This window comes from Chryseobacterium urinae (assembly GCF_030518295.1).
Classification (GTDB): Bacteria; Bacteroidota; Bacteroidia; order Flavobacteriales; family Weeksellaceae; genus Chryseobacterium; species Chryseobacterium mucoviscidosis.
Genome location: NZ_JAULSJ010000038.1, coordinates 13954 through 38635, shown reverse-complemented (window position 1 = coordinate 38635; position 24682 = coordinate 13954). Strand labels below are relative to the sequence as shown.

At 36.7% G+C, this 24682-nt stretch carries 20 protein-coding genes; 9 read left to right on the top strand and 11 right to left on the bottom strand.

Annotated elements, in window-relative coordinates:
• Positions 1 to 1028 (top strand): zinc metalloprotease (locus QWT87_RS18390; RefSeq protein ID WP_337250584.1); only part of this gene is annotated, 1028 nt, incomplete at its 5' end.
• A gap of 62 nt (positions 1029 to 1090) precedes the next feature.
• Here the strand turns inward: QWT87_RS18390 and QWT87_RS18385 are convergent.
• The 9 genes from QWT87_RS18385 to QWT87_RS18345 all read right to left on the bottom strand — a co-directional run bounded on the left by QWT87_RS18385 (position 1091) and on the right by QWT87_RS18345 (position 11619).
• Positions 1091 to 2953, bottom strand: coding sequence for a M1 family metallopeptidase (locus QWT87_RS18385; protein ID WP_302717907.1), 1863 nt, complete (start codon positions 2951 to 2953; stop codon positions 1091 to 1093).
• 143 nt (positions 2954 to 3096) lie between these two features.
• Positions 3097 to 3924, bottom strand: a complete 828-nt coding sequence (locus tag QWT87_RS18380; protein ID WP_302717906.1) for an endonuclease/exonuclease/phosphatase family protein — start codon at positions 3922 to 3924, stop codon at positions 3097 to 3099.
• 451 nt (positions 3925 to 4375) lie between these two features.
• Positions 4376 to 6574, bottom strand: a complete 2199-nt coding sequence (locus QWT87_RS18375) for a M1 family metallopeptidase (RefSeq protein WP_302717904.1) — start codon at positions 6572 to 6574, stop codon at positions 4376 to 4378.
• 79 nt (positions 6575 to 6653) lie between these two features.
• Positions 6654 to 6848, bottom strand: coding sequence for a hypothetical protein (locus tag QWT87_RS18370; RefSeq protein WP_139326199.1), 195 nt, complete (start codon positions 6846 to 6848; stop codon positions 6654 to 6656).
• 2 nt (positions 6849 to 6850) lie between these two features.
• Positions 6851 to 8107, bottom strand: coding sequence for a S8 family peptidase (locus QWT87_RS18365; RefSeq protein ID WP_302717901.1), 1257 nt, complete (start codon positions 8105 to 8107; stop codon positions 6851 to 6853).
• Between the two features lie 163 nt (positions 8108 to 8270).
• The gene (locus QWT87_RS18360) at positions 8271 to 8849 is read right to left on the bottom strand and encodes a hypothetical protein (RefSeq protein ID WP_302717899.1); all 579 of its coding nucleotides are present in this window, start codon (positions 8847 to 8849) and stop codon (positions 8271 to 8273) included.
• Positions 8849 to 9547 (bottom strand): hypothetical protein, encoded by a 699-nt coding sequence (locus QWT87_RS18355; RefSeq protein WP_302717897.1) that lies wholly within the window; start codon positions 9545 to 9547, stop codon positions 8849 to 8851. Before QWT87_RS18355 ends, QWT87_RS18360 begins: the two co-directional genes overlap by 1 nt.
• 16 nt (positions 9548 to 9563) lie before the next feature.
• Positions 9564 to 10436 carry a DUF2589 domain-containing protein gene (locus QWT87_RS18350; protein ID WP_228408263.1) on the bottom strand — a complete coding sequence of 291 codons (873 nt, stop codon included), beginning with the start codon at positions 10434 to 10436 and terminating at the stop codon, positions 9564 to 9566.
• Between the two features lie 301 nt (positions 10437 to 10737).
• Positions 10738 to 11619, bottom strand: coding sequence for an SDR family oxidoreductase (locus QWT87_RS18345; protein WP_302717893.1), 882 nt, complete (start codon positions 11617 to 11619; stop codon positions 10738 to 10740).
• A 230-nt stretch (positions 11620 to 11849) separates the two neighbouring features.
• On the opposite strand from QWT87_RS18345, the gene QWT87_RS18340 reads away from it, so the two are divergent.
• Both QWT87_RS18340 and QWT87_RS18335 read left to right on the top strand, forming a co-directional pair.
• Entirely contained in the window at positions 11850 to 13484 is a 1635-nt protein-coding gene (locus tag QWT87_RS18340) for a DUF1800 family protein (RefSeq protein WP_302717892.1), read from the top strand.
• Between the two features lie 4 nt (positions 13485 to 13488).
• Positions 13489 to 15105: a DUF1501 domain-containing protein gene (locus QWT87_RS18335; protein ID WP_302717890.1), complete on the top strand. Its 1617-nt coding sequence runs from the start codon at positions 13489 to 13491 to the stop codon at positions 15103 to 15105.
• Between the two features lie 294 nt (positions 15106 to 15399).
• Here QWT87_RS18335 and QWT87_RS18330 read toward each other — a convergent pair whose 3' ends face one another.
• Positions 15400 to 15810, bottom strand: a complete 411-nt coding sequence (locus tag QWT87_RS18330; protein ID WP_076395107.1) for a DUF1573 domain-containing protein — start codon at positions 15808 to 15810, stop codon at positions 15400 to 15402.
• A 162-nt stretch (positions 15811 to 15972) separates the two neighbouring features.
• Between QWT87_RS18330 and QWT87_RS18325 the strand changes: the two genes are divergently transcribed.
• A complete protein-coding gene (locus tag QWT87_RS18325; protein ID WP_302717888.1) occupies positions 15973 to 17220 on the top strand; it encodes a sensor histidine kinase in 1248 nt (415 codons plus the stop codon).
• A 15-nt stretch (positions 17221 to 17235) separates the two neighbouring features.
• On the top strand, positions 17236 to 17916 hold the full coding sequence (locus QWT87_RS18320) for a response regulator transcription factor (RefSeq protein ID WP_302717886.1): 681 nt from the start codon (positions 17236 to 17238) through the stop codon (positions 17914 to 17916).
• A gap of 166 nt (positions 17917 to 18082) precedes the next feature.
• On the opposite strand, the gene QWT87_RS18315 is transcribed toward QWT87_RS18320, so the two are convergent.
• Positions 18083 to 19420, bottom strand: coding sequence for a dihydroorotase (locus QWT87_RS18315; protein WP_302717884.1), 1338 nt, complete (start codon positions 19418 to 19420; stop codon positions 18083 to 18085).
• 161 nt (positions 19421 to 19581) lie between these two features.
• Here QWT87_RS18315 and QWT87_RS18310 point away from each other — a divergent pair, with 161 nt between their 5' ends.
• The 4 genes from QWT87_RS18310 to QWT87_RS18295 all read left to right on the top strand — a co-directional run bounded on the left by QWT87_RS18310 (position 19582) and on the right by QWT87_RS18295 (position 24669).
• The gene (locus QWT87_RS18310; protein WP_302717881.1) at positions 19582 to 21000 is read left to right on the top strand and encodes a lipopolysaccharide biosynthesis protein; all 1419 of its coding nucleotides are present in this window, start codon (positions 19582 to 19584) and stop codon (positions 20998 to 21000) included.
• A gap of 143 nt (positions 21001 to 21143) precedes the next feature.
• Positions 21144 to 22160, top strand: a complete 1017-nt coding sequence (locus QWT87_RS18305; protein WP_076395095.1) for a sugar phosphate nucleotidyltransferase — start codon at positions 21144 to 21146, stop codon at positions 22158 to 22160.
• A gap of 107 nt (positions 22161 to 22267) precedes the next feature.
• Positions 22268 to 23107, top strand: coding sequence for a DUF4292 domain-containing protein (locus tag QWT87_RS18300; protein WP_302717878.1), 840 nt, complete (start codon positions 22268 to 22270; stop codon positions 23105 to 23107).
• Positions 23104 to 24669, top strand: coding sequence for a peptidoglycan DD-metalloendopeptidase family protein (locus QWT87_RS18295; protein ID WP_302717876.1), 1566 nt, complete (start codon positions 23104 to 23106; stop codon positions 24667 to 24669). Before QWT87_RS18300 ends, QWT87_RS18295 begins: the two co-directional genes overlap by 4 nt.
• The last annotated feature ends 13 nt before the right edge of the window (positions 24670 to 24682 follow it).

Genomic DNA, 24682 nt, shown 5'->3' with positions numbered 1-24682 from the left:
ATAATTTTATCTCCGAAACAAAATATTGTATTTTTATGAAAAAACTAATGTTCGGAGCTCTTATGCTGAGTTTCCTTTCTGCTTGTAACAGCGACAACGTTTCTAACCAGACCGAAGAATCTGAAAACACGCCTGCAATTTCCGGAACCGCACTGCAAAGAGGCTGTGCTTCTGAAGAAATCCGAAAAGTGGCATTGAAAAACAGTTCGGAGCTGAGACAGAAATATTCTGAAATTGAAGCTAAAACCGAAAGATTTGAAAATGACATGAAGCTGGGGAAAGTATTATCCGATGGTACTGTTGAAATTCCGGTAGTGGTAAATGTCTTATACAGAACAACTGCTGAAAATGTTTCTGACGCTCGTATCGCAGAACAAATTGCAGTTCTTAATGCAGATTATGCAGGAACGAATACCGATGTCTCAAAAATTCCTTCCGAATTTCAGGGGGTAAAAGCGGGGGATGTGAAAGTAAGATTCAGACTGGCAAATGTGGTGAGAAAATCTACTACCAAAACAAGCTGGAGTACCAATGATGCGATGAAGAAAGCATCTACCGGAGGAATTGATGCAACAAGCCCTTCTAATTATCTAAATATCTGGACGGTAGGAAATATGGGACAGATTCTTGGCTATGCAACTTTTCCGGAATCTTCAGGATTATGGAACGACGGTGTGGTAATTGCGTCTCCTTATTTTGGCAAAACCGGTGCTTCTTCTCCTTTCAATCTGGGAAGAACAGCCACCCACGAAGTAGGACACTACCTGAACCTAAGACACATCTGGGGAGATGCGAACTGCGGAAATGACCTTGTAAGCGATACACCTACGCAAACAACATCCAATGTAGGAAAACCAAGCTACCCTCTTTACAATACCTGCAGCGGCGTACAGAGATCTGTAATGTTCATGAACTATATGGATTATGTGGATGATGCAGCCATGTTTATGTTCTCGGCAGGACAAAAAACAAGAATGCAGTCTGTTGTAGCTTCTTCCGGAGCAAGATCAGGGTTAAGACTATACTAATCTTTATTGTTAATTTTAATACAAATGATTCCGGCTGTTTCTCTGAAACAGCCGGAATTTGTTTATAATGTTTTAGTGTTGTCTTTCGGTGTATAATCCATAAAGATACCACCATCAAGATTTACCGATTTTACTTTTTTGGTAATCGGAACCGTAAGCATTGTTTTTTTCTGATCTTTTTCCCAGACCGATGGCGAAAAATGAAGCTTCTCCACAGTTCCGTCTTCATAGCCGATTTCCGCATCAAAAGGAATCGCAAAACCACCTACATTATCCACATTTACGGTCAGAAGATCATTCATCTGAGATGCTGAAGACACTTTCAGGTCGATATAATTATTGGTGTAAAACCAGTTATTAAAGAACCAGTTCAGATTTTTTCCCGAACCTGTATTCATAGAATTAAAATAATCCCACGGAATCGGATGTTTTCCGTTCCAGTTGTTCATATAATGATGCAATGCTTTTTTAAACAGATCATCTCCCAGATAATTTTTTAAAGCCAGATAAGAAAGGGATGCCTTTACATAAGAATTGTTTCCATACCCTGCTCCGCTTACCTGAGTACTCATCGTAATAATTGGCTGATCCTGTTCCGCAGAAGGATCATTGATCCATCTTTTTACCCTGAAATTTTTATAAAATTCTTTTGCTTTTGCTTCACCGTTTTCATCAATTCCGATTAAATATTCCAGCGTTGTCGCCCATCCTTCATCCATAAAAGCATAACGGGTTTCGTTGATGCCCATGTAAAAAGGAAAATAGGTATGTGCAATTTCGTGATCTGCCGTTAATCTCGCATCCTGAAAATCATCCGGAATACTGGTATCGTTAATCATCATCGGATATTCCATGTCTGCAAACCCCTGAATTGCGGTCATTGCATTGTAAGGATATTCCACTCCGGGCCAGTTTTTAGAAAACCAGTCGAGATTATACTGCATCCATTCCACATAATGCTCAAAATCTTTTGCATCTGCTTTGTAACCTGCCTGAACACTTGCTCTTTTCGTTTTAAGCTGAACACTTGCTGCATCCCAAACATAATGATTGCTTAAAGCAAAACAGAAATCGGTGATATGACTGGCTTTAAATTTCCACGTATTCCATTTATTCTGCTTCGTTACTTTTCCGGACTTCATTTCTTGCTCAGTCGCAATGTGAATGACTTTGTCGCTTTTTAACGAAGACTTATACCTTTTTAAATACTCAGACTGAAGAACGGCATCGGGATTCAGGAAATCTCCGGTTGCCCATACTACGTAATTTTTAGGCGCAGTAATCGCAAAACTGTAATCGTTGAAATCATTATAAAATTCCTGTCTGTCAGAGTGCGGAAGCATATCCCATCCATTGTAATCATCATAAACAGAAACTCTCGGGAAAGAATAAGCTACATAAAATGTTTCAGGATCTATCTGTCCTTCTCTTCCGCTTTGTACAGATAAAGGATATTCCCATTCGATGCGGATTTCAGCTTTTGATTTTGATTTTAAGGCTGAATTCAGCTTTATTTTTTCAACCGTTCCCCAATCGTCGCTGTTTACGTTATATTTTTCACCATTTACAGCAAATGATTTAATATGCAACCCCGAAGAAAGAAAATCTTTGGAAACAACGCCCGATCTCGGAGCCTGTGGTTTATGGAGATTATTAACAAATCTTATGGCAAGATCATTCAGATCATTTGGGCTGTTATTGGTATAGACGATGGTTTCCTTTCCCGAAACCACCTTAGAATTGGCATCTACCTTTACCTCAACATTATAAATCCCTTTATTCTGCCAGTAATTTTTACCCGGAGCGCCCGAGAGATCACGGGTTCCGTTTTCGTATGCTTTTTTAATATTTCTCGGCATATACAATTCCTGCGCGGAAAATTGCCATGAAACTAAAAACAATACACCCAAAACAAGCTTTTTCATTAAAATCTTTTTATAATAAGTATTTTATTTAACATAAAAGTAACAAAAAACGGCAATATAATTATTACCGTTTGTATTATTTTTTGACAACTTACAATTAAGCAGAAATCATCTATTATCTTAAATATTTGACTGAAGCCATTTTAAAACATCAAATCCACCAAAACCGGAAAGTGATCCGAAGGATACAGCAGATTTTCTCTTCTGTCGTTGATGTGTCTGTGAGATTTGATTTTAAATCCTTTCACGAAAATATAATCAATCCTGTCCTTCGGAATTTCATTTACATTGAAACCCGTAAAAGTTCCTTTCGGACCGTAATGTTTTGTTTCTGAATGATAAAAACTGTCCTGCATATTCTGCGACATAATTTTTATCGGTTCTGAATCTTCCGTTAAATTAAAATCTCCGCTCACAGTTACAGGCAGATTTTTAGGATTGATTTCTTTGATTTTCTTTAAAATTAATTCTGAAGACTTCACTCTTGCTATATTTCCGATGTGATCGAAATGAAGATTCAGTGCCATGAATTCTTTTTTAGATTTTTTATCTCTGAAAACAGCATACGTACAAATTCTGTTCAACGCGGCATCCCACCCTTTTGATGGTTTTTCAGGAGTTTCCGAAAGCCAGAAGGTATCCGATTTTAAAACCTGCAATCTCTCTGTATCATAAAAAATAGCCGAAAATTCACCTTTTTCTTTTCCGTCGTCTCTTCCCACTCCTACATAATCATAGTTTTTCAATCCGTTTTTTATATCTTTCATCTGATCCGGCAATGCTTCCTGAACGCCGAAATAATCGGGATGATAATACTTAAGGAGATCTGCAACATCCTGTTTCCTGTTCGTCCACGAATTTTCTTTATCCGAATCTACATTCAGTCTGATATTAAAACTCATCACCTTAAGATTCTGCGAAAATCCCAATGCAAAAACCATCAGGAATACGATTGAAAATCTGTAATTCATAATCATCTATTTTAATTAACAAAGTAACAAAAGTAAGATTTCTCCTTAAAACAGCCTTCAGAATTGGGAATTTTAATATTAAATTCAATTTAAAAACAAAAACTCCGGAGTATTTTCCGAAGTTTTGATTTATTATTTATTGATTATCCGTTATTAATCAAACTGTTTTTTTAACGCAAAGACTCGCAAAGATTCTTTGTATACTAACTGTTTTTAAGTTCGCAAAGGTGCTTCGACAAGCTCAGCATACACTATTCACTCAGCGAAGAACCCAAAGATTTTCCAATTATGGCAAATTACGGACAATCATATATTATTTAAATTGAACCATTAAGATGGAGTTAAGGAGTTAAGAATATCTAAGTTTTTAATTTTTAAGATTTAAAAAAATGATTTTTCTTGATAAAGCTTAACTTCTTAATTTAGAACTTAATGGTTTAAAAGATTAAAATTATTCTTTATTAAATTTAAATTCTCTTCCGCTCTGCTTAAAGGTAAATGATTTTTTATCCTGACTGAAAGTTAAAGAAATCTGCGCCATTTCCAGACTGAACGTATTGTTCCCGGTATATTCCAGAGGAAATTCCTGCTGTCCTGTTGCCTGAGCAAAAAGCTGGTTGTTTTTCTCTGTAAATACAATTTTCATCGGAAGATCCTTACTTCCGAAAGTTCCCGTAAATTCTTTAAGATTTACTTTTTCCGTCGGTTTTGCATCAGCGGAACTCCATGTGTTATTTTTAGAATCCACATCCGGAATCTCTGAATTCGGATCCAGTTTCACCTGATCGATTTCTTTTGTGGAATTGATTCTGAATGTCCATTCTGTATTTCTTTTCCAGACCTCGATCGGCAGTTTTACCATCTGCTGTGTTCCGTCTTTAAATTTAACCTGAACGTTGGTCGGCATTGGTAACTGTCCGATATTTTCAACCGTGATCTGGGCTCCGTTTTTAAAGTCTCCGTTAACGTATTTTACATTTTTAATACCCTGATCGATTTTCCATTTGTTGATGAACCAGCCTCTCCAGAACCAGTTCAGCTCTTCACCCGACACATTTTCCATCGTGTGGAAAAAATCCCAAGGTGTAGGATGTTTGAAAGCCCATCTTTCAACATAGGTTCTGAATGCCTTGTCGAATTTTTCAGATCCTAAAATAGATTCTCTTAAGATTTGCAGTCCCATTCCCGGTTTGAAATACGCCAAAGCTCCGATGCTGTTTTCTTTCATATTATCCGGACCTACCATGATGGGTTCAAAACCGTCACTCATAATATATCCGCTCATCTGCGCAATATTTTTCTTTTCGTAATACTCACCTTTGTTGAAAGCTTCCGTAGAAAGTTCGTTGATGAATGTATTAAATCCTTCATCCATCCATGCAAACAATCTTTCGTTGGAACCCACAATCATCGGGAACCAGTTGTGCCCGAATTCATGATCTGTAACACCCCAAAGATCGCCGCCTTTGGAATCCATATGGCAGAAAACAATTCCCGGATATTCCATTCCGCCTTCATTTCCTGCTACGTTGGTTGCAGCCGGATAGGTGTATTCGTACCATTTTGCAGAGTAATGCTCAATCGCCGCTTTTGTATATTCTGTAGATCTGCTCCATGCCTCTTTCCCTACACTTTCTACAGGATAAGCGGAGATTGCCAAAGATTTTTTCCCGCTCGGAAGGTTAATTTTTGCCGCATCCAGAATAAATGCAGGAGACGAAGCCCATGCAAAATCTCTTGCCTGATTGATTTTAAATTTCCATGTTTTTGTTCCTGTTGAATTATTTTTTCCTAATTCAGATTCGGAACGGATCATCACTGTTTTATCACTGTTCTTTGCCTGATCCCATCTACTGATTTCTTCTTTGGAATATACCTCTTTTGAATTCAGCAATTCTCCTGAAGCCACCACATAATGATTGGCAGGAACGGTAATGTTTGCCGTAATATCTCCGTATTCCAGATAAAATTCCGAAGCACCAAGATAAGGCAGGGTATTCCATCCCATGACATCATCATACACACACATTCTCGGATACCATTGTGCTATCGTAAAGATTTTTCCGTTTTTCGTATCTTGAATTCCCATTCTGTCGGAACCGTATTTTGGAGAAAGGAAAGAATATTCAATCCTAATTTTTGCGACGCCTCCCATCGCTTTCAGTTCTGCTGGAAGATCGATCTGCATTCTGGTATCAGTAATCGTATATTTCACATCCTTTCCGTCCAGTTTTACCGATTTTATTTTGTAACCGCCGTCAAATTCCTCACCGTGCGCTCCGTTTCGGCTTCCCGAAGTCGGTACGACTGCATTTCCTCTTGAATCTTTTGCAAATAAATTCTGGTCGAGCTGCAGCCATAAAAAACCTAATTTATCCGGACTGTTGTTTGTATAAGTGATTTCCGCAGTTCCCGAAAGTTCGTTTTTGGCTTCGTTAAGGCTTACATCGAGATTGTAACTTGCCGAATTTTGCCAGTAGGCGTGTCCCGGCTGTCCGCTTGCGGATCTTGTAGGCGTACCTGTCTGTGTATAGAAAAATGGTTTGAAAGCTTCTACGTAGCTGTATTTCGGGGCTTCCTGAGCCAAAGCAGACTGTGAAAAGAACATCACGGCAAGCGCAGAAACAAGGGTTGGAATTTTGAAGTTCATATTACTATTTTTAATTTAACAAAGTAAACAAAAATAAGACTTCTCCGGACAGAAAAGTCTGATGTCTTCATTTATCTTGTTAAATTTCTTTATCTTCTTCCATAGAAAGAAAATACTGCTCAAAATCTTTATCTGAAACCGGCTTTTCGCTTTCGAGTTTTACTACTCCGATGGTTTTATAGTGGGCAGACAATTTTACATTGTTTTTTTTCAGTTCTTTTTCAAGCTGTCTGATATCTGTATTTTTTTTGAGAACTGCTAAGTATGTTTTCATCATTATATCTGTATAAGTCCGTTTCCGATGTCTCTGTATTTCAAACCTTCGATGGGCTTTGCCTTCATTTCTACGAGTTCCCAGATTTCTTTTGCCGATTTTTCGGGAAACTGTTCCATATATAAGGCAATAAGACCTGAAACATGCGGTGTTGCCATGCTTGTTCCGCTCATTGCGTAATAATTGCCGTTTTTATTCTTAGAATTTTTGGGATAAGAACTGATGATATCGACTCCGGGAGCGCAGATATTGACGTTTCCTCCGGTTGAAGGATTTAAGCCCGCGTTGGAAAATTTAGCCACTTTCATTTGTCCGTCAATCGCTCCGACTGCCATTACGGACATGGAGTTTGCGGGCATTGAGACAGGTTTGGGAACAGCCGGTCTGTTGCTGTCGTTTCCTGCTGCTGCAATAATGATGCAGTTGTTTTCCAAAGCTCTTGCACCCACGGTTTCAAAAAGCGGGGAAGGTGCTTCATTCAGCAGAACCGGAGAAGCGAGTGAAAGGGACAGAATTCTGAATTTCTTTGTAATCGCCCAGTCTATGGCATCAATAACGCTGCTTGTGGTTCCTTTTCCTGCATCGGAAAGCACTTTTGCAATTTTTAAATTGGCCTCTTTTGCGATTCCGTACCGTTTTCCGTTGTCCAGTCTTATATTTCCTGTTGCAACTCCTGCACAGTGGGTTCCGTGACCGTTGGGATCGCGGTTCCAGTCTTCTCCGGCAATGAAGGATTTTCCTTCAATATTTCTTCCGAAAAAATCGGGATGAGAAAGTTCGAGACCTGTATCCAGAATACAGATATCAATACCTTTTCCTGTGTATAATGAATTTCCGAGACCCAAAGCTTTGAGCCCCCATTCCATTTCCACTAAAGGTTTCTGCGGTAACGGTTTATTTATAATGTATTTTTCCAGCTCGGTGATTTTGTCTGCAATCTCTGCGGACTGCTTTTTCAGTTCACTGATGATGGAGAGTTCATCCGCCGAAAAAAAATCTCTTTCTTTTTCAAAATAAACGATCGGGTTAGAATCGTTTTTCACAGCGCTTTTCAACTGTGCTTCATCCATATTTTCAACCACAAGAACACCCAGATTTTTGTAGAGAACTCCGTTATCTTCATCAATAACATCATAGGCTCGGTTTTCTGCGGAAAGAAATTCTGATGAGGTAATGTTTACATCAAATTCATTTTCAATTTTTTTGAGGGAATTTTTATGCTGATCTTCGAGAACAACAATGTATCTTTCATTTTCCATGGGTTTTGTTTTTAAATCTATTATTCGCCTTTTAATTTTAATACAAAGGGCACTAAGTTTTTTTTACAACTAATTGCTTTTAAGGCTCACAAAGGTGTTTGACTACGTCGAATCTTCGATTTCACTTAAATTAAGAAACACAAAGATTTTAAATTATTACAGATTAGTTTAATTTTAAAAGAACTTTTTCAAGAAGCAGGTAAATGTCTTCCGAGATCATCTGTAATCTGAGTTTTTTATTAATTCCGGCAATCTGAGTGTTTTGTTTGATTAAAGAATTCCAGAAGTCTTCAATTTTTGGTACATTGGCGAGACTTTTCACGATTTCGTCGTTTAGTATTCCGTTTTGATAGAGAGAAACAATTAATCCTGATAAAATTTCTTCTGCTTCATCCAGTTTTTTCTGCTCTTTGGTGTACATTTCCATTAAAAATTTGTGGACACTTTCCATTGCGCTGAATGAAAATCCCCAAGTCAGCTCACGTTTTCCCGAAGCTATTTTTTCCATCTGAACGGGATTAAATCCTCTTTTTACAGTGGAAATCATATTCATAACTTTTAAAACTTCGGATTCGTACGTGGTATTTCCTTTGGTTTTCAGGTAATCTAAAAATTCATAGAGAAATTCCTCAAACTGCGCATCAAAATCGAAAGACTTCGACAGATAAAGCTCCTGAACTTTATTAAAATGTTCCAGCAGTTCCTGAATTTTCTGTATCGTATGATGAACGAGTTCCTGCATTACTCAAAAATTATCTGTTCGACTTCTTTGCCGTCTTTGTCTTTAAAAGAGACGATTCTGATTCCTTCATCTTCCATTTCCACATGAAGATTGACGAAAAGCTTGTCTTTATCTTCCGCAGAGTTGGTATTGGGATCGATGTAGATGTTATTGATTTTAGAATTCACGAGGCTGAATCTGTTCAGCAAAGCACTCGTGAAAATTTCTTTCATTTCGTTCACTTCTGCCTCGCCGTTTCCTTCCTGTACGCGGAAAATTCCGGAATTTAAACTTTTAACATTCTGTCTGAGATCAACTTTAAGCAATTCAACAGAAGGTTTTTTACCAAATTTCTGGTCTCCGGTTTCAAGTGCTTTAAAAAGACTGGTAAATTCTTTGGTCTGAAGCTGTTTTTTGCTGATCTCCGTCATGTTGAGGTTTTTCTCTTTATTGACAAGGCGGATTTTTTTGTTAACATCTTCCACAAGCTGATCTTCGCTGTACTTGAAATTGTACTTCGAATCTGCATCAATATCTGTGATCTTGATGGGAATATCCATCTTTACACTCGGAAGCGAATATCTTGGAACTTTAAAAAACTTTAAATACTCGTGTTTAGCATATTCTTTTGCGATCATTACCGCATTTTCGTCTGCTTTTTTACGAGCCTGAATTATCTCGTTGTTGAGATAATCCAGGTAATCTGATAATTTAATCATTTCTCGTAAAGGGTTTTTATTGTGCAAGTAATCCTAAAACTTTTTCCAATCCTGCAGGCATTTCGTCGTTGGTTGCTCTTACTTTTACGCCCAGAGAATATTCTTTTTCCACTTTAATTCCTGTGGCTGAAGTTCTTTTGTAAGAAACATCCACTTTAAACTTCACCGGTCCGAAACCTCCTGAAGCTCCCGCAGTGATCCCGAATTCATCGCTTACATCTTTTGTATAGGTGGAATTTAATTTTACATTGAAATCCACTTCGCAGGTTTCAATTCTGAAGCTCGGAACATTTAATAATGCAATGAAAGGAACTGAAATTTCAACATCGTTCATTGTTTCTTTAGGATTGGTGGAACTTTCAGGTTCTGCCGGATCAAAATCTGGGTTTGGCCCCATTTTTTTGTATTTGAATTCCGCCATACGAAGTTTACTGTCACTTCCATCCTGTTCGAATCCTACTTCTTTGATGAAATTTACGGTGCTGATTGATGCATTCGACTGTGCTTTTACACACGCATCCAAAGGACCTCCGATGATGGTTGCAAAATCGATGCTTCCCAATTCTGCTGCAAAATCTGCACTTTCGGCTCCTGAAGTTTTGAAAACCTGATCGTCTGCCGCCATTCTTCCTGCCATCATTTTCATGATTTCTGAAGAAACGGCTGCGAAAGATTTTTCCCACTTCTCGTCGTAGTTTTTCTTGAAGTCTTCAATAATGCTTACCAATTCTTTGTTGGAAAGAGAAGAAAGTTCTGACGTTTCAATACCTGAAACTTTTTCGTAAACTGCGGGACTTAAAGATTTTTCCAGTCCTGTTAACAAATCAATTAATTCACTTTTTGTTTTCTTGGTGTGGTTCGCTTCCAACACCGACTTTAATGTTTCCATGTTTGGTTGTTTAGGTTATTAAAATTGATACTGCAAATTTATAGTCGTGCGTGATGAGATGTCTCAGTAAATCACCTAAATTTCAACCGTAAAATCACCCAAATAAAAAAAGTAGATTCCCCATTGAGAATCTACTTTTTGCTTTATTTAAAGGGTTTTGTAAATTTTAAACTAAATCCATTTTATATTTTTAATCAAATTGTCATTCTGACGAAGGAAGAATCTAAATATTCTTTTTTAGAGATTCTTCACTCCACTTCGTTCCGATCAGAATGACAGTGAAAACATTAAAATCTAAAAATTAATTTGATTTTTTAGCTTTAATCATGGCTTCGAGAGCATCCCACATTTCCTGCGGAATATCTTCAAGCATGTTAAATTCACCCGCTCCCTGCAACCATTCTCCGCCGTCGATGGTTACCACTTCGCCATTCATATAAGCGGAATAATCTGAAACTAAGTAAGCGGCAAGATTTGCCAGTTCCTGATGTTCTCCTACTCTTCTTAAAGGAACTTTCTTTCTCATGTCAAATTTTTCCTGCAGGTTTCCCGGAAGCAATCTGTCCCATGCTCCTTTTGTAGGGAAAGGTCCCGGAGCAATGGCATTGAAACGGATTCCGTATTTCGCCCATTCCACCGCCAAAGATCTCGTCATTGCCAAAACGCCTGCTTTTGCACAAGCGGACGGAACCACATACGCAGAACCTGTCCATGCATAAGTTGTTACAATATTTAAAACCGTTCCCGGTGTTTTGGAATCGATCCAGTGTTTTCCCACGGAAAGGGTACAGTTTTTTGTTCCTTTTAGTACAATATCCAGAACAGCATCAAAAGCAGAGTGAGTGAGTCTTTCTGTAGGAGAAATGAAGTTTCCGGCAGCATTGTTAAGCAGGATATCAATTTTTCCGAATTCTTTTAGCGTTGCTTCTTTCATGGCTTCTACCTCATCCCAGTTTCTTACGTCACATGCTACGCAAAGAACTTTTCCGCCTGTTTCTTCTTCCAGTTCTTTTGCAGTTCCCTGTAGTTTTTCGAGGTTTCTGGACGTGATGACTACTTTTGCGCCTAATTCAAGAAAATATTTGGTCATTGCCTTACCGAGACCGCTCCCTCCTCCTGTTACAATGGCTACTTTATCTTTTAAAGCTCCTTCACGAAGCATCGGCTGTGTATAAAGATTCATAATTTAGTTTTAATAGATTACGTTACGTAGTAAATTTACTATAAATATTTGTTTTGGCAGAGGAAAAAGCTATGCAGGATATAGAATAATCAGACAGAATACTGAAGTCTCTCAAACAAAACGAAAAATGAAACATTTTCAATATATATTAAATTTAATCTTTATAATTGCTTTAAAAAATTATATTTAGTTCATTAAAATTGTACATTTGTTCAAAATAAAGCATAATTATGCCAAGTCTTACTCCTAAAACCACAGTTCTGGGATTTTCGAATGCTTATCATCTTCTCAGACGCACCACTTACAACATTACAAAGGCTAAAGTTCTGGATTTTGCGACCAAAACTCCGCAACAGGCACTTGCAGAATTATTTACGTTCAGTAATCCTGTTCCGCCTTCTCCGCTGAATAATGTGGGTGAAACAATTGTCCCGACGGCAGCAAATCCTACGATTACCGATACCCAAAGTACGGCAAACAGCGTGAGAAACGATCTTTACTGGTGGCTTTACAGTGCTTTGAAGGATCCTTCTGCACAACACAAGATTGCTTATTTTCTTCACGTTCTTTTTGTAACGGATGATAATGCTTCTTTCTGGACAAATTATGACTATAAAGAGCTTCTCAGGTTTCATGCGAATGGAAGTCTTAAAGAACTGGCTTTCAGAATAACACAGAATCCCAGAATGCTTATTTTCCTGAATAATAATGTGAATCTGAGCACAAGTCCCAATCAAAATTATGCAAGGGAGTTTCTGGAATTGTTTACGATTCTAAAAGGACCGCAGATTGCTACGGGAAATTATACCAATTACACGGAAACAGATGTACAACAGGCGGCAAGAGTTTTAACAGGATTCTCCCTGATTTCATCGGTACATCTTGATAAAACGGCAAGACTTACATCTCTGGATCCGGCAACGAATATTCCGACAGGTCAGGTAAAAGTTAACACGCACGATACGGGAACCAAAACTTTTTCGTCAGCTTTCGGAAATCAGGCAATTTCGGGAGAAAATACAGACGCAACGATTAAAGCTGAACTTCAGAATTTCATCAATATGATTTTTAATCAGGATGAAACGGCAAAAGCGTATTGCAGAAGAATGTACCGTTATTTTGTGGGAAGATTAATTACCACAGAGATAGAAAATGATATTATTGTTCCTTTAGCAGCATCTCTGAAAGCAGACAATTACAATATTATTCCTGCTCTCACCACGCTTCTTAAAAGTAAACATTTTTATGATGAGGAAGACAGCATTATGGGAGATCAGACGATTGGAAATATTGTGAGAAATCCGGTTGAGCTTTATCTCCATATGTTTTCTCTGCTGAATCTTCAGATTCCGCTTTACAATACGAATCCTTCGGCAATACACAGTCTGATGAACGTGGTGAATAATTATTCTTCGAATATGGGAATGCCTGTTTTTAATCCGCAGTCGGTAAACGGATATGCAGGATATTATAGCAGCCCGAATTACGATAAAAACTGGATCACAACATCATCTCTGAGAATACGGTATAACAATACGATTGATTATCTCATTAACGGACTTACCTACAACGGCTTTACTTTTAAACTGAACAATGCTTCTTTTGTAAAAGACAGCGGTTATTTTTCTAATCCCGCCAATGCAGATACACTGGTAACAGAATTTCTTCAGATGATGTTTGTGGAAGTTCCGGACGGAACCCGTTATGATTATTTCAAAGGTATTTTTCTGAATAATTTAAGTACCATCAACTGGCAGAATGAATGGAATAACTACCTCAGTACAGGAAATGCCAATAGTGTAAAGATCCCTATTGACAGACTGGTAAAAGCCATCATTAAATCTCCTGAATTCCAAATAATTTAAGATCATGAACAGAAAAGATTTTTTAAAATTAATATCTCTTGCGGGAGTTGGAGCTCCGTTTTATCTTAACGGAATGCCTTCGAGGTTTATGAATCAGTTTTTGGATTTTCAACTGAATTGTGATACGGTTAACGATCGCTCTTTGGTTATTCTGAGACTTGCAGGAGCCAATGACGGGCTGAATACGGTAATCCCGATTAGCCAATACAGTACCTATGCAGCATTGCGTCCCAATATAAAAATTGAAAGTTCAGGAACAGGAAGTTATATTCCGTTAGACAGCACAGTATCTTCGGGTAAACTTGTAGGTCTTAATCCTTCTATGACGGGTTTTAAAAGTCTATATGATTCCGGAAAACTGCTTTTAATGAACGGAGTGGGCTATCCGAATCCTAATTATTCGCATTTCCGGTCAGAAAATTTAATGTTTGCCGGGAAAGACGGAACAACAAACTCGGATCTTCTCGACGGTATTTTCGGAAGGTATCTTGGTGCTTTATATCCGGGACTTGCAGGAAATCCGACGACGCTGAATCCTGATCCGCTTGCTATACAGATGGGAAATCTCAATCCGTGTCTGTTTTATGAGCACACGACTGAGAAAAATATCGAATACAACATGACCGGATTTCAGTCGAGTGTTTTCAGCAATTTAAATTTAATGAATTCTGAATATAATGATCTTCTAAATTATATAAAAGGAGTTGTCACGAGTATGGATGCGTACTATGACCGTGTGATGCAGGTTTTCAACGCCGGAAACAATTCAACCACTACTTATCCTAATTCATCTCTTGGAAAACAACTGAAAACAGTGGCAAGAATGATTAAAGGAGGCAGCAAGACCAAGATTTTTCAGGTAAATCTAAGCGGATTTGATACTCACGTGAGTCAGGTACAGACGGGAAGTACGCATTTGGGAACTCACGCGAATCTATTGGCAGATATTTCCAATTCTGTTGCCGCTTTTCAGGCAGATATTCAGCAGTTGGGTATTGCAGATAAAATAATGACGGTTACTTTCAGTGAATTCGGCAGACAGGTTCGCGAAAACGGAAGTACCGGAACCGATCATGGAGATCTTGCTCCGTTTTTCGTGGTTGGAAACGCCGCAGCCGCAGGAATTTTGGGAGATCATCCTGTATTTACCAACCAGACAAGTTATTACTATAACCAAAATCAAAGAAGATATGATTACCGGCAGATTTTCGCTTCTCTTCTTCAGGATTGGCTTGGCGCAAGTACGAGCCTGATGATTACTTCGGAACTAGATTATTACGTTACAGGAAATCAGAAAGTGGATGTGATTAAAAATTCTCAAAAAGCGAATGCAGTATGCTCAACTTTGGGAACATCGAATGTGGTTTCAGATAAAGGAATAAGGATTTATCCGGTTCCGGCAAGCCAGTTTGTGTATGTGGAATTTGACAACAGAACATCCGGAAGTATAAAGTATCAGTTAATGGATATGAGCGGAAGAGTAATTCAAAGTTCATCAGAAAAACCTATATCCAACAGAATTGAAATTCATGTTTCGGGAATTCCTGAAGGAAATTATTTGTTGAAAATTAATACAGATTCTGAAGAAATGAGCAGAAAAATTATTGTTTCGCACCGTTAGAAGTTGAGCCAGTTCAAACTTTTTATTTAACCACAAAAGGTACAAAAGATGACTAAACTTTTATTTAAAGCTGATCATTATAAATGAAAAAGTTCACAATAGTTTTTAAAAATCTTTGATTTTTATTCTTTTGAGCGCTTTGAATATTATTGAAATTAGCTTTAACGCTTTAACATTGTCTTTTGCGTCTTTTGTGGTTAATTCTGAAATTAGTTTAAACAGATTTTAAATCAAAAACAGCCCGACAGAAATTGTCGGGCTGTTTTATATTGAACAAGATTAAATTTATTCAGATTAAGAAGCAACAACTGTACCTTTAAAAGAAAGAGTCTTTGGAGTTTTGCTGTCGCTTGTGGTAACATTCACTGTTTTCATGAACGGACCTGCTGCAGCAGCGTTGTAGCTAGCTTCTACAAATCCTTTTTTACCAGGAAGAATAGGCGTTTTTGTATAATCCGCAGTTGTACATCCGCAAGAAGGCGCTACATTTTCGATAATGATAGGCTTCTTTGAAGTATTTGTAAATTCGAATCTGATGGTTTTTGGTTTTCCCTGAGGAATATTCCCAACATCAATAGATTCTGATTTCCATGTAACGTCTGCAAGAATTCTTACAACCGGATTATTGTCAGTCGGAAGTGTATTTGCAAAAAACGGAGAAAATGCCAAAACTGCTAATAATGCTGAAATTTTTAAATTTTTCATGAGTATAAATTTTAATAATTAAAAAGAACCGATTTATTTTTGTTTTCACAAATGTAAGATGAATATTTATATTAATCCTGTTAACCGGTCTCAAACATTTGTTAATAAGTTGTTAATGATCAGAAATTAATAGATATTTTTGGATATTATTGTTCCTGTAAAATGGAAATAAAGAAACTCAATATTATTATAACGCTTGGTTTTGTTGCTATTATCGGAATTCTGATAGCACAGCTTTTATGGACACGACAGGCTTATAATCTTGAAGACAAGAAATTCAATCAGACCGTAAACATTGCTTTACTGGAAGTGGTTGAAAAACTTTCCGGCGGAAAAACGTCCTTTACTGAAAGTCCGGTTCAGAACATTTCCAATGATTATTATGTGGTAAACATTAACAATGAATTTCATCCTGAAGTTCTGGAACATTACCTGAAAACCGAATTTACACGTTTCCAGATCAATACCGATTATGTCTACGCATTGTACAATTGCCACAGCGATCAGATGATTTATGGAAAATTCGTATCCAAACATCAGGAAAGCCCGAATGAAAAAGTGATTAAATTTCCGAAGCATAAAAATCTGGTGTATTATTTTTCCATCCGTTTTCCGGATAAAACCACGTATCTCATTAGTTCTTTACGTTTCTGGTATCTTCTTACTTTTGCCCTGATTATTATTCTTTTGGTATATGTGTATTCCATTTATACGATTATTCAGCAGAAAAAATTCTCGGAGCTGCAAAGGGATTTCATCAATAATATGACGCATGAATTCAAAACGCCTCTTTCTTCTATACTGCTGGCTTCAGAAGCTTTAACCAAGCAGGAGCAGATCAAGGAAAACCCTAAATTACAAACGTATACTTCCATCATCACGGATCAGAGCCACAAACTGAATAGTCATATTGAAAAAATACTGAATATTGCCAAAAATGATGCTTCAGGATTGTCTCTGAAACCGCAAAGAATTATTTTAAAGCCTTTCATTCAGGAAATTGCAGAAACCGTGAAACAGAAGAATGAAAATATTTCAATTGAATTATCTATTGATGAAAGTGTTTCCGTTGTAGCCGATGAATTTCATTTCAGCAATATTATTTACAATATTCTGGACAATTCCATAAAATACTGTGAAACCCAGCCACACATTATTATTTCTTCTTTAAATGACACAAAAGGTTTATATTTAAAGTTCAAAGACAACGGAATCGGGATTTCTGCGAAAAACCTTCCTCATATTTTTGATAAATTTTACAGGGTAAATACATCAAAAAGCGATGAGGTAAATGGTTTCGGACTGGGACTTTTTTATGTAAAAAAAGTGGTTCAGCAGCATAACTGGAAGATTTCTGTTGAAAATAATAATGATAAAGGAATTACCACGACTCTGTTTCTGCCTTTGTAAAGAATATGTGTAATCATGGAAAAATCTAAAATTCTCTACGCCGAAGACGACAAAACCATTGCGTTCCTCATTCAGGACAGTCTGGAAAATCATTACGATATTTCCTGCTATTCTGACGGAAAATCTGCTCTGGAAGCGTTTAATAGAGGAAGTTTCGACATCTGTCTTCTGGATATCATGATGCCGGAAATGAACGGTTTTGAGGTTGCACAGCATATCAGAGAAAAAGATTCTGAAGTTCCCATTATTTTCATTTCAGCCAAAGCACTAAAAGAAGACCGGATTAAAGGATTGAAAATCGGAGCCGATGATTATCTGGTAAAACCTTTCAGCATTGAAGAGCTTATTCTTAAAATTGAAGTCTTTCTGAGAAGATCTAAGAAAAAAGAATCTTCGCCACAAAAATACAAAGTCGGAAAATATGATTTTGATCCGAACAATTACACTTTACAAAATTCTGACAATAAAGTAACACTTACTCAGAGAGAATCTGAATTGTTGTTGTTTTTTATCCGTAATAAAAATACTGTTCTCAAGAGACAGGATATTCTTAAAGCAGTCTGGGGCGATGATGATTATTTTATGGGAAGAAGCCTTGATGTTTTTATTTCAAGACTGCGAAAAGTTTTTTCCGGTGAAGAAAATATTTCCATTGAGAATCTTCATGGGATTGGTTTTCGCTTTTCTGAGAAATGATTTTTTTGTATCCACTCTTAATTAGTTTGAATTTGATCTAAATATTCATAATAAAAAATTGGCTTTATCCGAACTTTGGGATAAGTTTCGGCTAAAGCCAATTCAAGTTATTAATAATGAAAAAGCGGGCTAAAGCCCGCTCCTATTGATATCGGTTATGTCGATCTTATTCCTGAACTTCAAAAAGCAAACGCTCCCCGAATTTCTGTTCATTAATTTTTCCGTTTTCGTATACAAGATTTCCGTTGACAAAAGTATGGGTGACTTTAGAATGGAAATTCATTCCTTCCAACGGACTCCAAGCGCATTTGTAGAGGATATTTTCTTTTTCGACTGTCCAGTTTTCGTTTAAATCTACCAAAACAAGATCTGCTTTATAGCCTTCTCTTATGAAACCTCTTTTTTCAATTCTGAATAAAATGGCAGGATTATGAGCCATTTTCTCAACAATTCTTTCTAAAGAAATTTTTCCGTTTTTATAATTTTCTAACATTACGACCAAAGAATGCTGCACCAAAGGCGCTCCTGAAGGACATTTTGTATACACATTCTGTTTTTCTTCCCATGTATGAGGCGCATGATCCGTTGCAATCACATCAATTCTGTCGTCCAGTAATGCTTCCCAGAGTCCGTCTTTGTCTTTCTGCGTTTTTACGGCAGGATTCCATTTGATCAATCCGCCTCTGGTTTCATAATCTTCATTGGTAAATGTTAAATGATGAACACAAACTTCTGCGGTAATTTTTTTATCTTTTAGGGGAATATCGTTCCTGAAAAGCTCCGTTTCTTTCGCAGTCGATAAATGAAAAACGTGAAGTCTGGCTCCTGTTTTTTTTGCTAATTCAATGGCTTTGGATGAAGATTTATAACAGGCTTCTTCACTTCTTATCAAATGATGGAATTTTACAGGAATATCTTCACCGTATTCATCAAGATATTTTTGAGTATTTGCTTTGATCGTTGCTTCATCTTCACAGTGAACCGCAATGAGCATTTTTGTATTGCTGAAGATTTTTTCTAAAGTTTCAGGATTGTCGACCAACATATTTCCGGTGGAGGAACCTAAAAACAATTTAATTCCGGGAACATTTCTGGGATTCGTTTTTAAAACTTCTTCCAGATTATCGTTCGTTCCGCCCATCATGAAACCATAATTAGCGTAAGATTTCTGAGAGGCAATTTCATATTTATCAGCCAACAACTCCTGTGTTACCGCATTCGGAACAGTATTCGGCTGCTCGATAAAACTGGTGGTTCCACCCGCAATTGCCGATCTTGATTCTGTCTCAATATCTCCTTTGTGCGTTAAACCTGGTTCACGGAAATGAACCTGATCGTCGATAACACCCGGTAAAAGATATTTTCCACCGCCATCAATAACCTGATGTGCTTGCTCGGAAATTTGAGAATCTATTTTGGAAATTAAATCATTTTCAATTAAAATATCACCTTCAACGATCTTTCCTTCGTTAACGATTTTTACATTTTTGATTAAGGTTTTCATTTTTACTTTTTTTACAAATTAGAGACGGAGCCATGCTTCCAACTTTGTTAAAGTTTTAAACTTTGACAAAGTTCTTCAAAATTAAGGTTTATGAATGAATTTTAATGCGGCTGATAAAAAATCAATTTCTAAATATTTACATTTGCATAAAATTTCAGATCTTGAAAAAACTTCTTAACGAAACTATTATCTATGGAATCGGGGCGATTATGCCGAGGATAATTGTTGTACTGCTTAATTATCTGTTTATTAAAAATATCGACAACAGTGCTTTTGCAATTTTCACCAATCTCTATGCGCTGATTTCTTTCGTCAATATTGTCCTTTCATTTGGTTTTGAAACTGCTTATTTCAGATTTTCCTCTGATAAAGGCAATGAGCAGAAAGTTTTTAACACGTCTTTCTGGTTTCTGACAGGTTTATCCTCTGTTTTTTTAATCTTTGTTTTATTATTTAACCAGCCGATTGCAGACATTTTTGATTATTCAGATACTCCGGAATTCATCAGGTGGTTTGCCTGGATCGCATTTTTCGACAACATTCTAGTAATTCCTCTGGCTTGGTTCAGATTTCATAACAGACCTATAAAATACACTGCAATCCGTGTAATTCAGGCTGTTTTTCAAAGTGCCTTTGCAATTGCATTATTCCTTTATATACCACAGGAATTTTCTTTGAAATTAGGCTTAAAAGAAAAAGTTTCTTATCCTTTTTACAGTAATCTTGCGGCAAGCTTTTTAGGGGTTTTGTTGGTTTTACCTGTAATTTTAAAAGTTAAATTTCAATTTTCAAAAGATCTTTTTCTTCAGATGATCAAATATTCATGGCCGATTATGATTGCTGGTTTGGCGTTCATGGTAAATGAAAATTTTGATAAATTCATACAAAGATTTTTAATTGAAGATGGAGACGCAGGAGCTTATGGAGGATGCTACAAAATGGCTGTTTTAATGACGCTTTTCGTTACCGCTTACCGAATGGGAATTGAGCCGTTCTTCTTTAAACAAATGCAAAATGAAAACGCTAAACTTACATATGCAAAAGTAACGGAATATTTTTCTTTTTTTGCTTCGGTCGTAGCTTTGGGCATAATTGCAAACGTTTCATGGATCAAGCTTTTGCTGGTTCCGAACAGTTCTTACTGGATTGCCATAAATATTATTCCTATTATCGTTATTGCTAACTTGTTCTTCGGAATTTATTATAATCTTTCGACTTGGTATAAAGTAACCGACCGGACAAGAGTTGGAACTTACATTTCATGGACAGGAGCGATTATTACCATTATTTTAAATTTTGCTTTTTTAAAAACCTATGGTTTCATGGTTTCAGCATGGGTAACTTTGGCAGCCTATTTTTCAATGATGGTTCTTTCTTATTGGTTAGGTCAAAAATATTATCCGATTCCTTACAGAATGAAGAAAATATCTTTTTTCATTGCGCTTTTGGCAGTTTTCAGCTATGTGATTGTTGAGTTTTTTGATTACAACTTGTGGATCGGGAATTTATTATTCATCATTTACACCGGCATTCTAATCTATTCCGAAAAAGACATGCTTCTTTCTAAAATAAAAAGATAAATTGGCTAAGAATTTGCTTATAACGGATTCTCACTATATCAGACAAAACTTTAAAACTCTTAGCGATACTATCACACTCAAAGGTTTTATTGCTATATTTATAAAAAATTAGAACTAACAAAAAAAACATATTTATATAATTTATGAAAATTATTGTTCCTATGGCTGGACGCGGTTCCAGATTACGTCCACATACACTGACTGTACCAAAACCTCTTATTCCGATCGCGGGAAAACCGATCGTACAAAGATTGGTGGAAGATATTGCTAAAGTTGCGGGGGAAACTATTGAAGAAGTAGCTTTTATCATTGGAGATTTTGGTCCGGAGATTGAAAAATCTCTTATTCAGATTGCCGAAAAACTGGGAGCAAAAGGAAGTATTTACTATCAGAATGATCCGCTTGGAACGGCTCATGCCATTAAATGTGCAGAACAGTCCATGACAGGAGATGTAGTGATTGCTTTCGCAGATACTTTATTCCGTGCAGATTTTGTTTTAGATAAAAATTCAGATGGAGTAATCTGGGTAAAAAGTGTAGAAGATCCTTCTGCTTTCGGAGTGGTAAAACTGGATAACTACGGTTTCATTACAGATTTTGTGGAAAAACCTCAGACTTTCGTTTCGGATCTTGCGATTATCGGTATTTATTATTTCAACAGTGCCGAAAAACTAATGGACGAAATTAATTATATCATGGACAATGATATTAAAAACGGAGGTGAATACCAATTGACCACTGCACTGGAAAACCTGAGAACAAAAGGCGCAAAATTTACGCTTGGAAAAGTAAATGACTGGATGGATTGCGGAAACAAAAACGCAACCGTAGAAACCAACAGTAAAATTCTGGAATACGAAAGAGATGCAATGTCTCATTTTCCCGCTTCTGCGCAGATCGAAAATTCTTTGATTATTCAGCCATGTTTTATCGGGGAAAACGTGAAAATTTCAAACTCAAAAGTGGGTCCCGGAGTTTCTTTAGGGAACAATACCATCATCGTTAATTCAAATATAGAAAACTCTCTGATTCAGGAAAATACAAGAATCAACCATGGAAACCTATCCAATTCCATGATTGGTAATTCTGCACAGTATTTTGGCGTTGCAAGGGAAATTTCTCTGGGAGACTATTCGGTTCTTGATTTTTTATCTAAATAATTTTTTGAAAGTATAAAATATTACCCTAAATAAATTATCTTCAGGCCACACAAAAGATTTTGTGTGGTTTGGCGTTAATATTGCAACAATTTATCAAATTTTCCGGCATGAAAAAGTGGATTCCATTACTTATTTTAACTGTATTTCTTTTCAACTGTAAATCCAGAAAAACAGCCATGCAACAAACTCAGAATGTTGACAGTCTCGTTGTTAATGATATGAAGGATCCGGACAAAAAAGAAAATCATGTTGGAGACAGAATGGATTTTTATCAGAAAATTTATCTTCATCCGCAGTTTGAATATCTTAAAATTACCAGCAAAATAACGGCAGACAACATAAAAGTGAGTCCGCTGGATGCAGTTATTTATATTGAAACCGATAAAAAAATATGGTCAAGAATAGACTTTCTGTTTTTTAATGCAGCAAGAGCATTAATTACTCCGGAAGGAATTAAAGCGATGGATAAATACAACAAAAACTACATCGATTCGGATTTTGATTATTTGAATAACCTTCTGAACGTTAATTTTATTGATTATAAAAATCTTGAAAAACTTTTAGAAGGGAGAACGTTTTTCATTTTAAGCGATAAAAATGCAAAAATCGTAAAAAATACTGATGGCTATCTTGTAGAATCTATTTCCAACATCAAAATTTCTACCGAAAATATTGAAAGGGAATATAAAATCATGATGCAATATTCGGATGATTTTGATCTTACAACAGTAAATTTGAGGGATGCTAAATCCAATGATGCTATGCAAATCGTATATAGTGATTGGGAGCTTCAACCGAATAATGTAAAGTTGCCAAAAAATGTTAAAATAATTATAAAAGGAAGTAAAAACAGCCAGATTTTAATAGAAAATACGAAATTTGATTTTTCGAGGATGGAAACACCTTATTCTGTTCCATCTAGTTATAAGAAAATTGAGATTCAATGATTAAAAAATTTAGCTTTTTAATAGGTATTTTACTGTTCGGATTCCACCAAGGGCAGAATCAGAAAAAAGAGCAGCTGCAAAAGCAAAATGCTGAACTTAAAAAACAAATTGCACAAATAAATACAGACCTTGCAAAGACAAGAACAGAATCTAAACTTTCTGTTGCTTATCTTGATAATATTAATAAAAAACTGGCTTTAAGAGAAAAAGTTTATACAAATACCCAAAAGGAAAAAAGATTTATTGAGGACGATATCTATCTGCGTCAGTTAGAAATTAACCGTCAGAATAAAGATCTTAAAGTTTTAAGAGACAATTATGCCAAGGTTTTGGTAAATGCCTACAAAAATAAAGGAGTACAGAACAAGGTAACGTTTATCCTTTCGGCTAAAAATTTAGGAGAAGCGATAAGAAGAGTTCAGTATTTAAAGCAATATTCAGATTATCAAGATAAAAAAGCGGCTGAAATTACCAATGCTGCAGAAAAAATAAAGCAGACGATTGCCAGAAGACAAAACTCTGTAAAAGAAAAAGCCAATTTATTGGTTAGTCAGCAAAAAGATTTAACAACGATAAATGCAGAAAGAGCTCAAAAGGAGCAGCTTGTTGCAGAATTTAAGAAAAATGAATCTAAACTTACTGCTGAACTAAGACAGAAGCAGACTCAGTCTAAAGCTTTGGAAGGACAGATCAGAAGCATTATTGCAGAAGAAATCCGCATAGCCAAAGCAGAAGAGGAAGCAAGAAAAAAAGCAGAAGCAGAAAAAATACGTCTGGCAAAAATAGCGGCTGAAAGAGAAAAAGCAAGAATTGAGGCAGAAGCTAAAGCAAGAGCAGAAGCTTTGGAGAAAGAAAGACTGGCAGCCGAAGTGGAAGCAAGAAAAGCCAGAGAATTAGCCGATAAAAGAGCGGAAGAAGAGAGAAAACGTAATGAAGAAGCAGCCCGTTCCGAAGCAACAGCAAGAGATGAGGCTAGAAAAGTAGCCGCGAAGAAAGCATCAGACGAAGCAGCCGCAAAAGCGAAAGAAGCATCTGATAAACTAACTGCCGCAAGAGCCGCAGAAGCTGCTTTAGCAAAGAAAAAAGAGGATGACAAAAAAGCTGCAGAAAGCAAAGCAATGACCAATTATGGCGTTACTACTGTTGCGGGAAGTAATTTTGCAGACAATAAAGGAAGATTAGGATATCCTGCAGACAGAATCGGGCAGATTACGCACCGTTTCGGGAGACATCCTCATCCTGTATTTAAAAATATTGATGAAGAAAATAACGGGATAAAAATCTCCGTACCTTCCGGAACCAGAGCAAAATCTGTATTTCCGGGAACTGTATCTTCAGTATTGGCAAACAGCGACGGAACAAAAACCGTTATGCTGAGACACGGAAATTATTTTACTATCTATTCCAATCTTTCCGGCGTAAGTGTTTCCAAAGGACAGCAGGTTTCTGCAGGAACACCGGTCGGAGTAGTAGGACAGGATTTTGACGGAACCTATACCCTTGATTTTCAGGTATGGAACGGAAGTACTCCGGTAGATCCATTAGGTTGGGTTTCTTATTAAAAAAAGACTAACT

Bases quoted from the DNA above. Each gene is read 5' to 3' on its own strand.
- QWT87_RS18385 (WP_302717907.1), bottom strand. From the start codon at position 2,953: ATGAAAAAGCTTGTTTTGGGTGTATTGTTTTTAGTTTCATGGCAATTT.
- QWT87_RS18380 (WP_302717906.1), bottom strand. From the start codon at position 3,924: ATGAATTACAGATTTTCAATCGTATTCCTGATGGTTTTTGCATTGGGA.
- QWT87_RS18375 (WP_302717904.1), bottom strand. From the start codon at position 6,574: ATGAACTTCAAAATTCCAACCCTTGTTTCTGCGCTTGCCGTGATGTTC.
- QWT87_RS18370 (WP_139326199.1), bottom strand. From the start codon at position 6,848: ATGAAAACATACTTAGCAGTTCTCAAAAAAAATACAGATATCAGACAG.
- QWT87_RS18365 (WP_302717901.1), bottom strand. From the start codon at position 8,107: ATGGAAAATGAAAGATACATTGTTGTTCTCGAAGATCAGCATAAAAAT.
- QWT87_RS18360 (WP_302717899.1), bottom strand. From the start codon at position 8,849: ATGCAGGAACTCGTTCATCATACGATACAGAAAATTCAGGAACTGCTG.
- QWT87_RS18355 (WP_302717897.1), bottom strand. From the start codon at position 9,547: ATGATTAAATTATCAGATTACCTGGATTATCTCAACAACGAGATAATT.
- QWT87_RS18350 (WP_228408263.1), bottom strand. From the start codon at position 10,436: ATGGAAACATTAAAGTCGGTGTTGGAAGCGAACCACACCAAGAAAACA.
- QWT87_RS18345 (WP_302717893.1), bottom strand. From the start codon at position 11,619: ATGAATCTTTATACACAGCCGATGCTTCGTGAAGGAGCTTTAAAAGAT.
- QWT87_RS18340 (WP_302717892.1), top strand. From the start codon at position 11,850: ATGCCAAGTCTTACTCCTAAAACCACAGTTCTGGGATTTTCGAATGCT.
- QWT87_RS18335 (WP_302717890.1), top strand. From the start codon at position 13,489: ATGAACAGAAAAGATTTTTTAAAATTAATATCTCTTGCGGGAGTTGGA.
- QWT87_RS18330 (WP_076395107.1), bottom strand. From the start codon at position 15,810: ATGAAAAATTTAAAAATTTCAGCATTATTAGCAGTTTTGGCATTTTCT.
- QWT87_RS18325 (WP_302717888.1), top strand. From the start codon at position 15,973: ATGGAAATAAAGAAACTCAATATTATTATAACGCTTGGTTTTGTTGCT.
- QWT87_RS18320 (WP_302717886.1), top strand. From the start codon at position 17,236: ATGGAAAAATCTAAAATTCTCTACGCCGAAGACGACAAAACCATTGCG.
- QWT87_RS18315 (WP_302717884.1), bottom strand. From the start codon at position 19,420: ATGAAAACCTTAATCAAAAATGTAAAAATCGTTAACGAAGGAAAGATC.
- QWT87_RS18305 (WP_076395095.1), top strand. From the start codon at position 21,144: ATGAAAATTATTGTTCCTATGGCTGGACGCGGTTCCAGATTACGTCCA.
- QWT87_RS18300 (WP_302717878.1), top strand. From the start codon at position 22,268: ATGAAAAAGTGGATTCCATTACTTATTTTAACTGTATTTCTTTTCAAC.
- QWT87_RS18295 (WP_302717876.1), top strand. From the start codon at position 23,104: ATGATTAAAAAATTTAGCTTTTTAATAGGTATTTTACTGTTCGGATTC.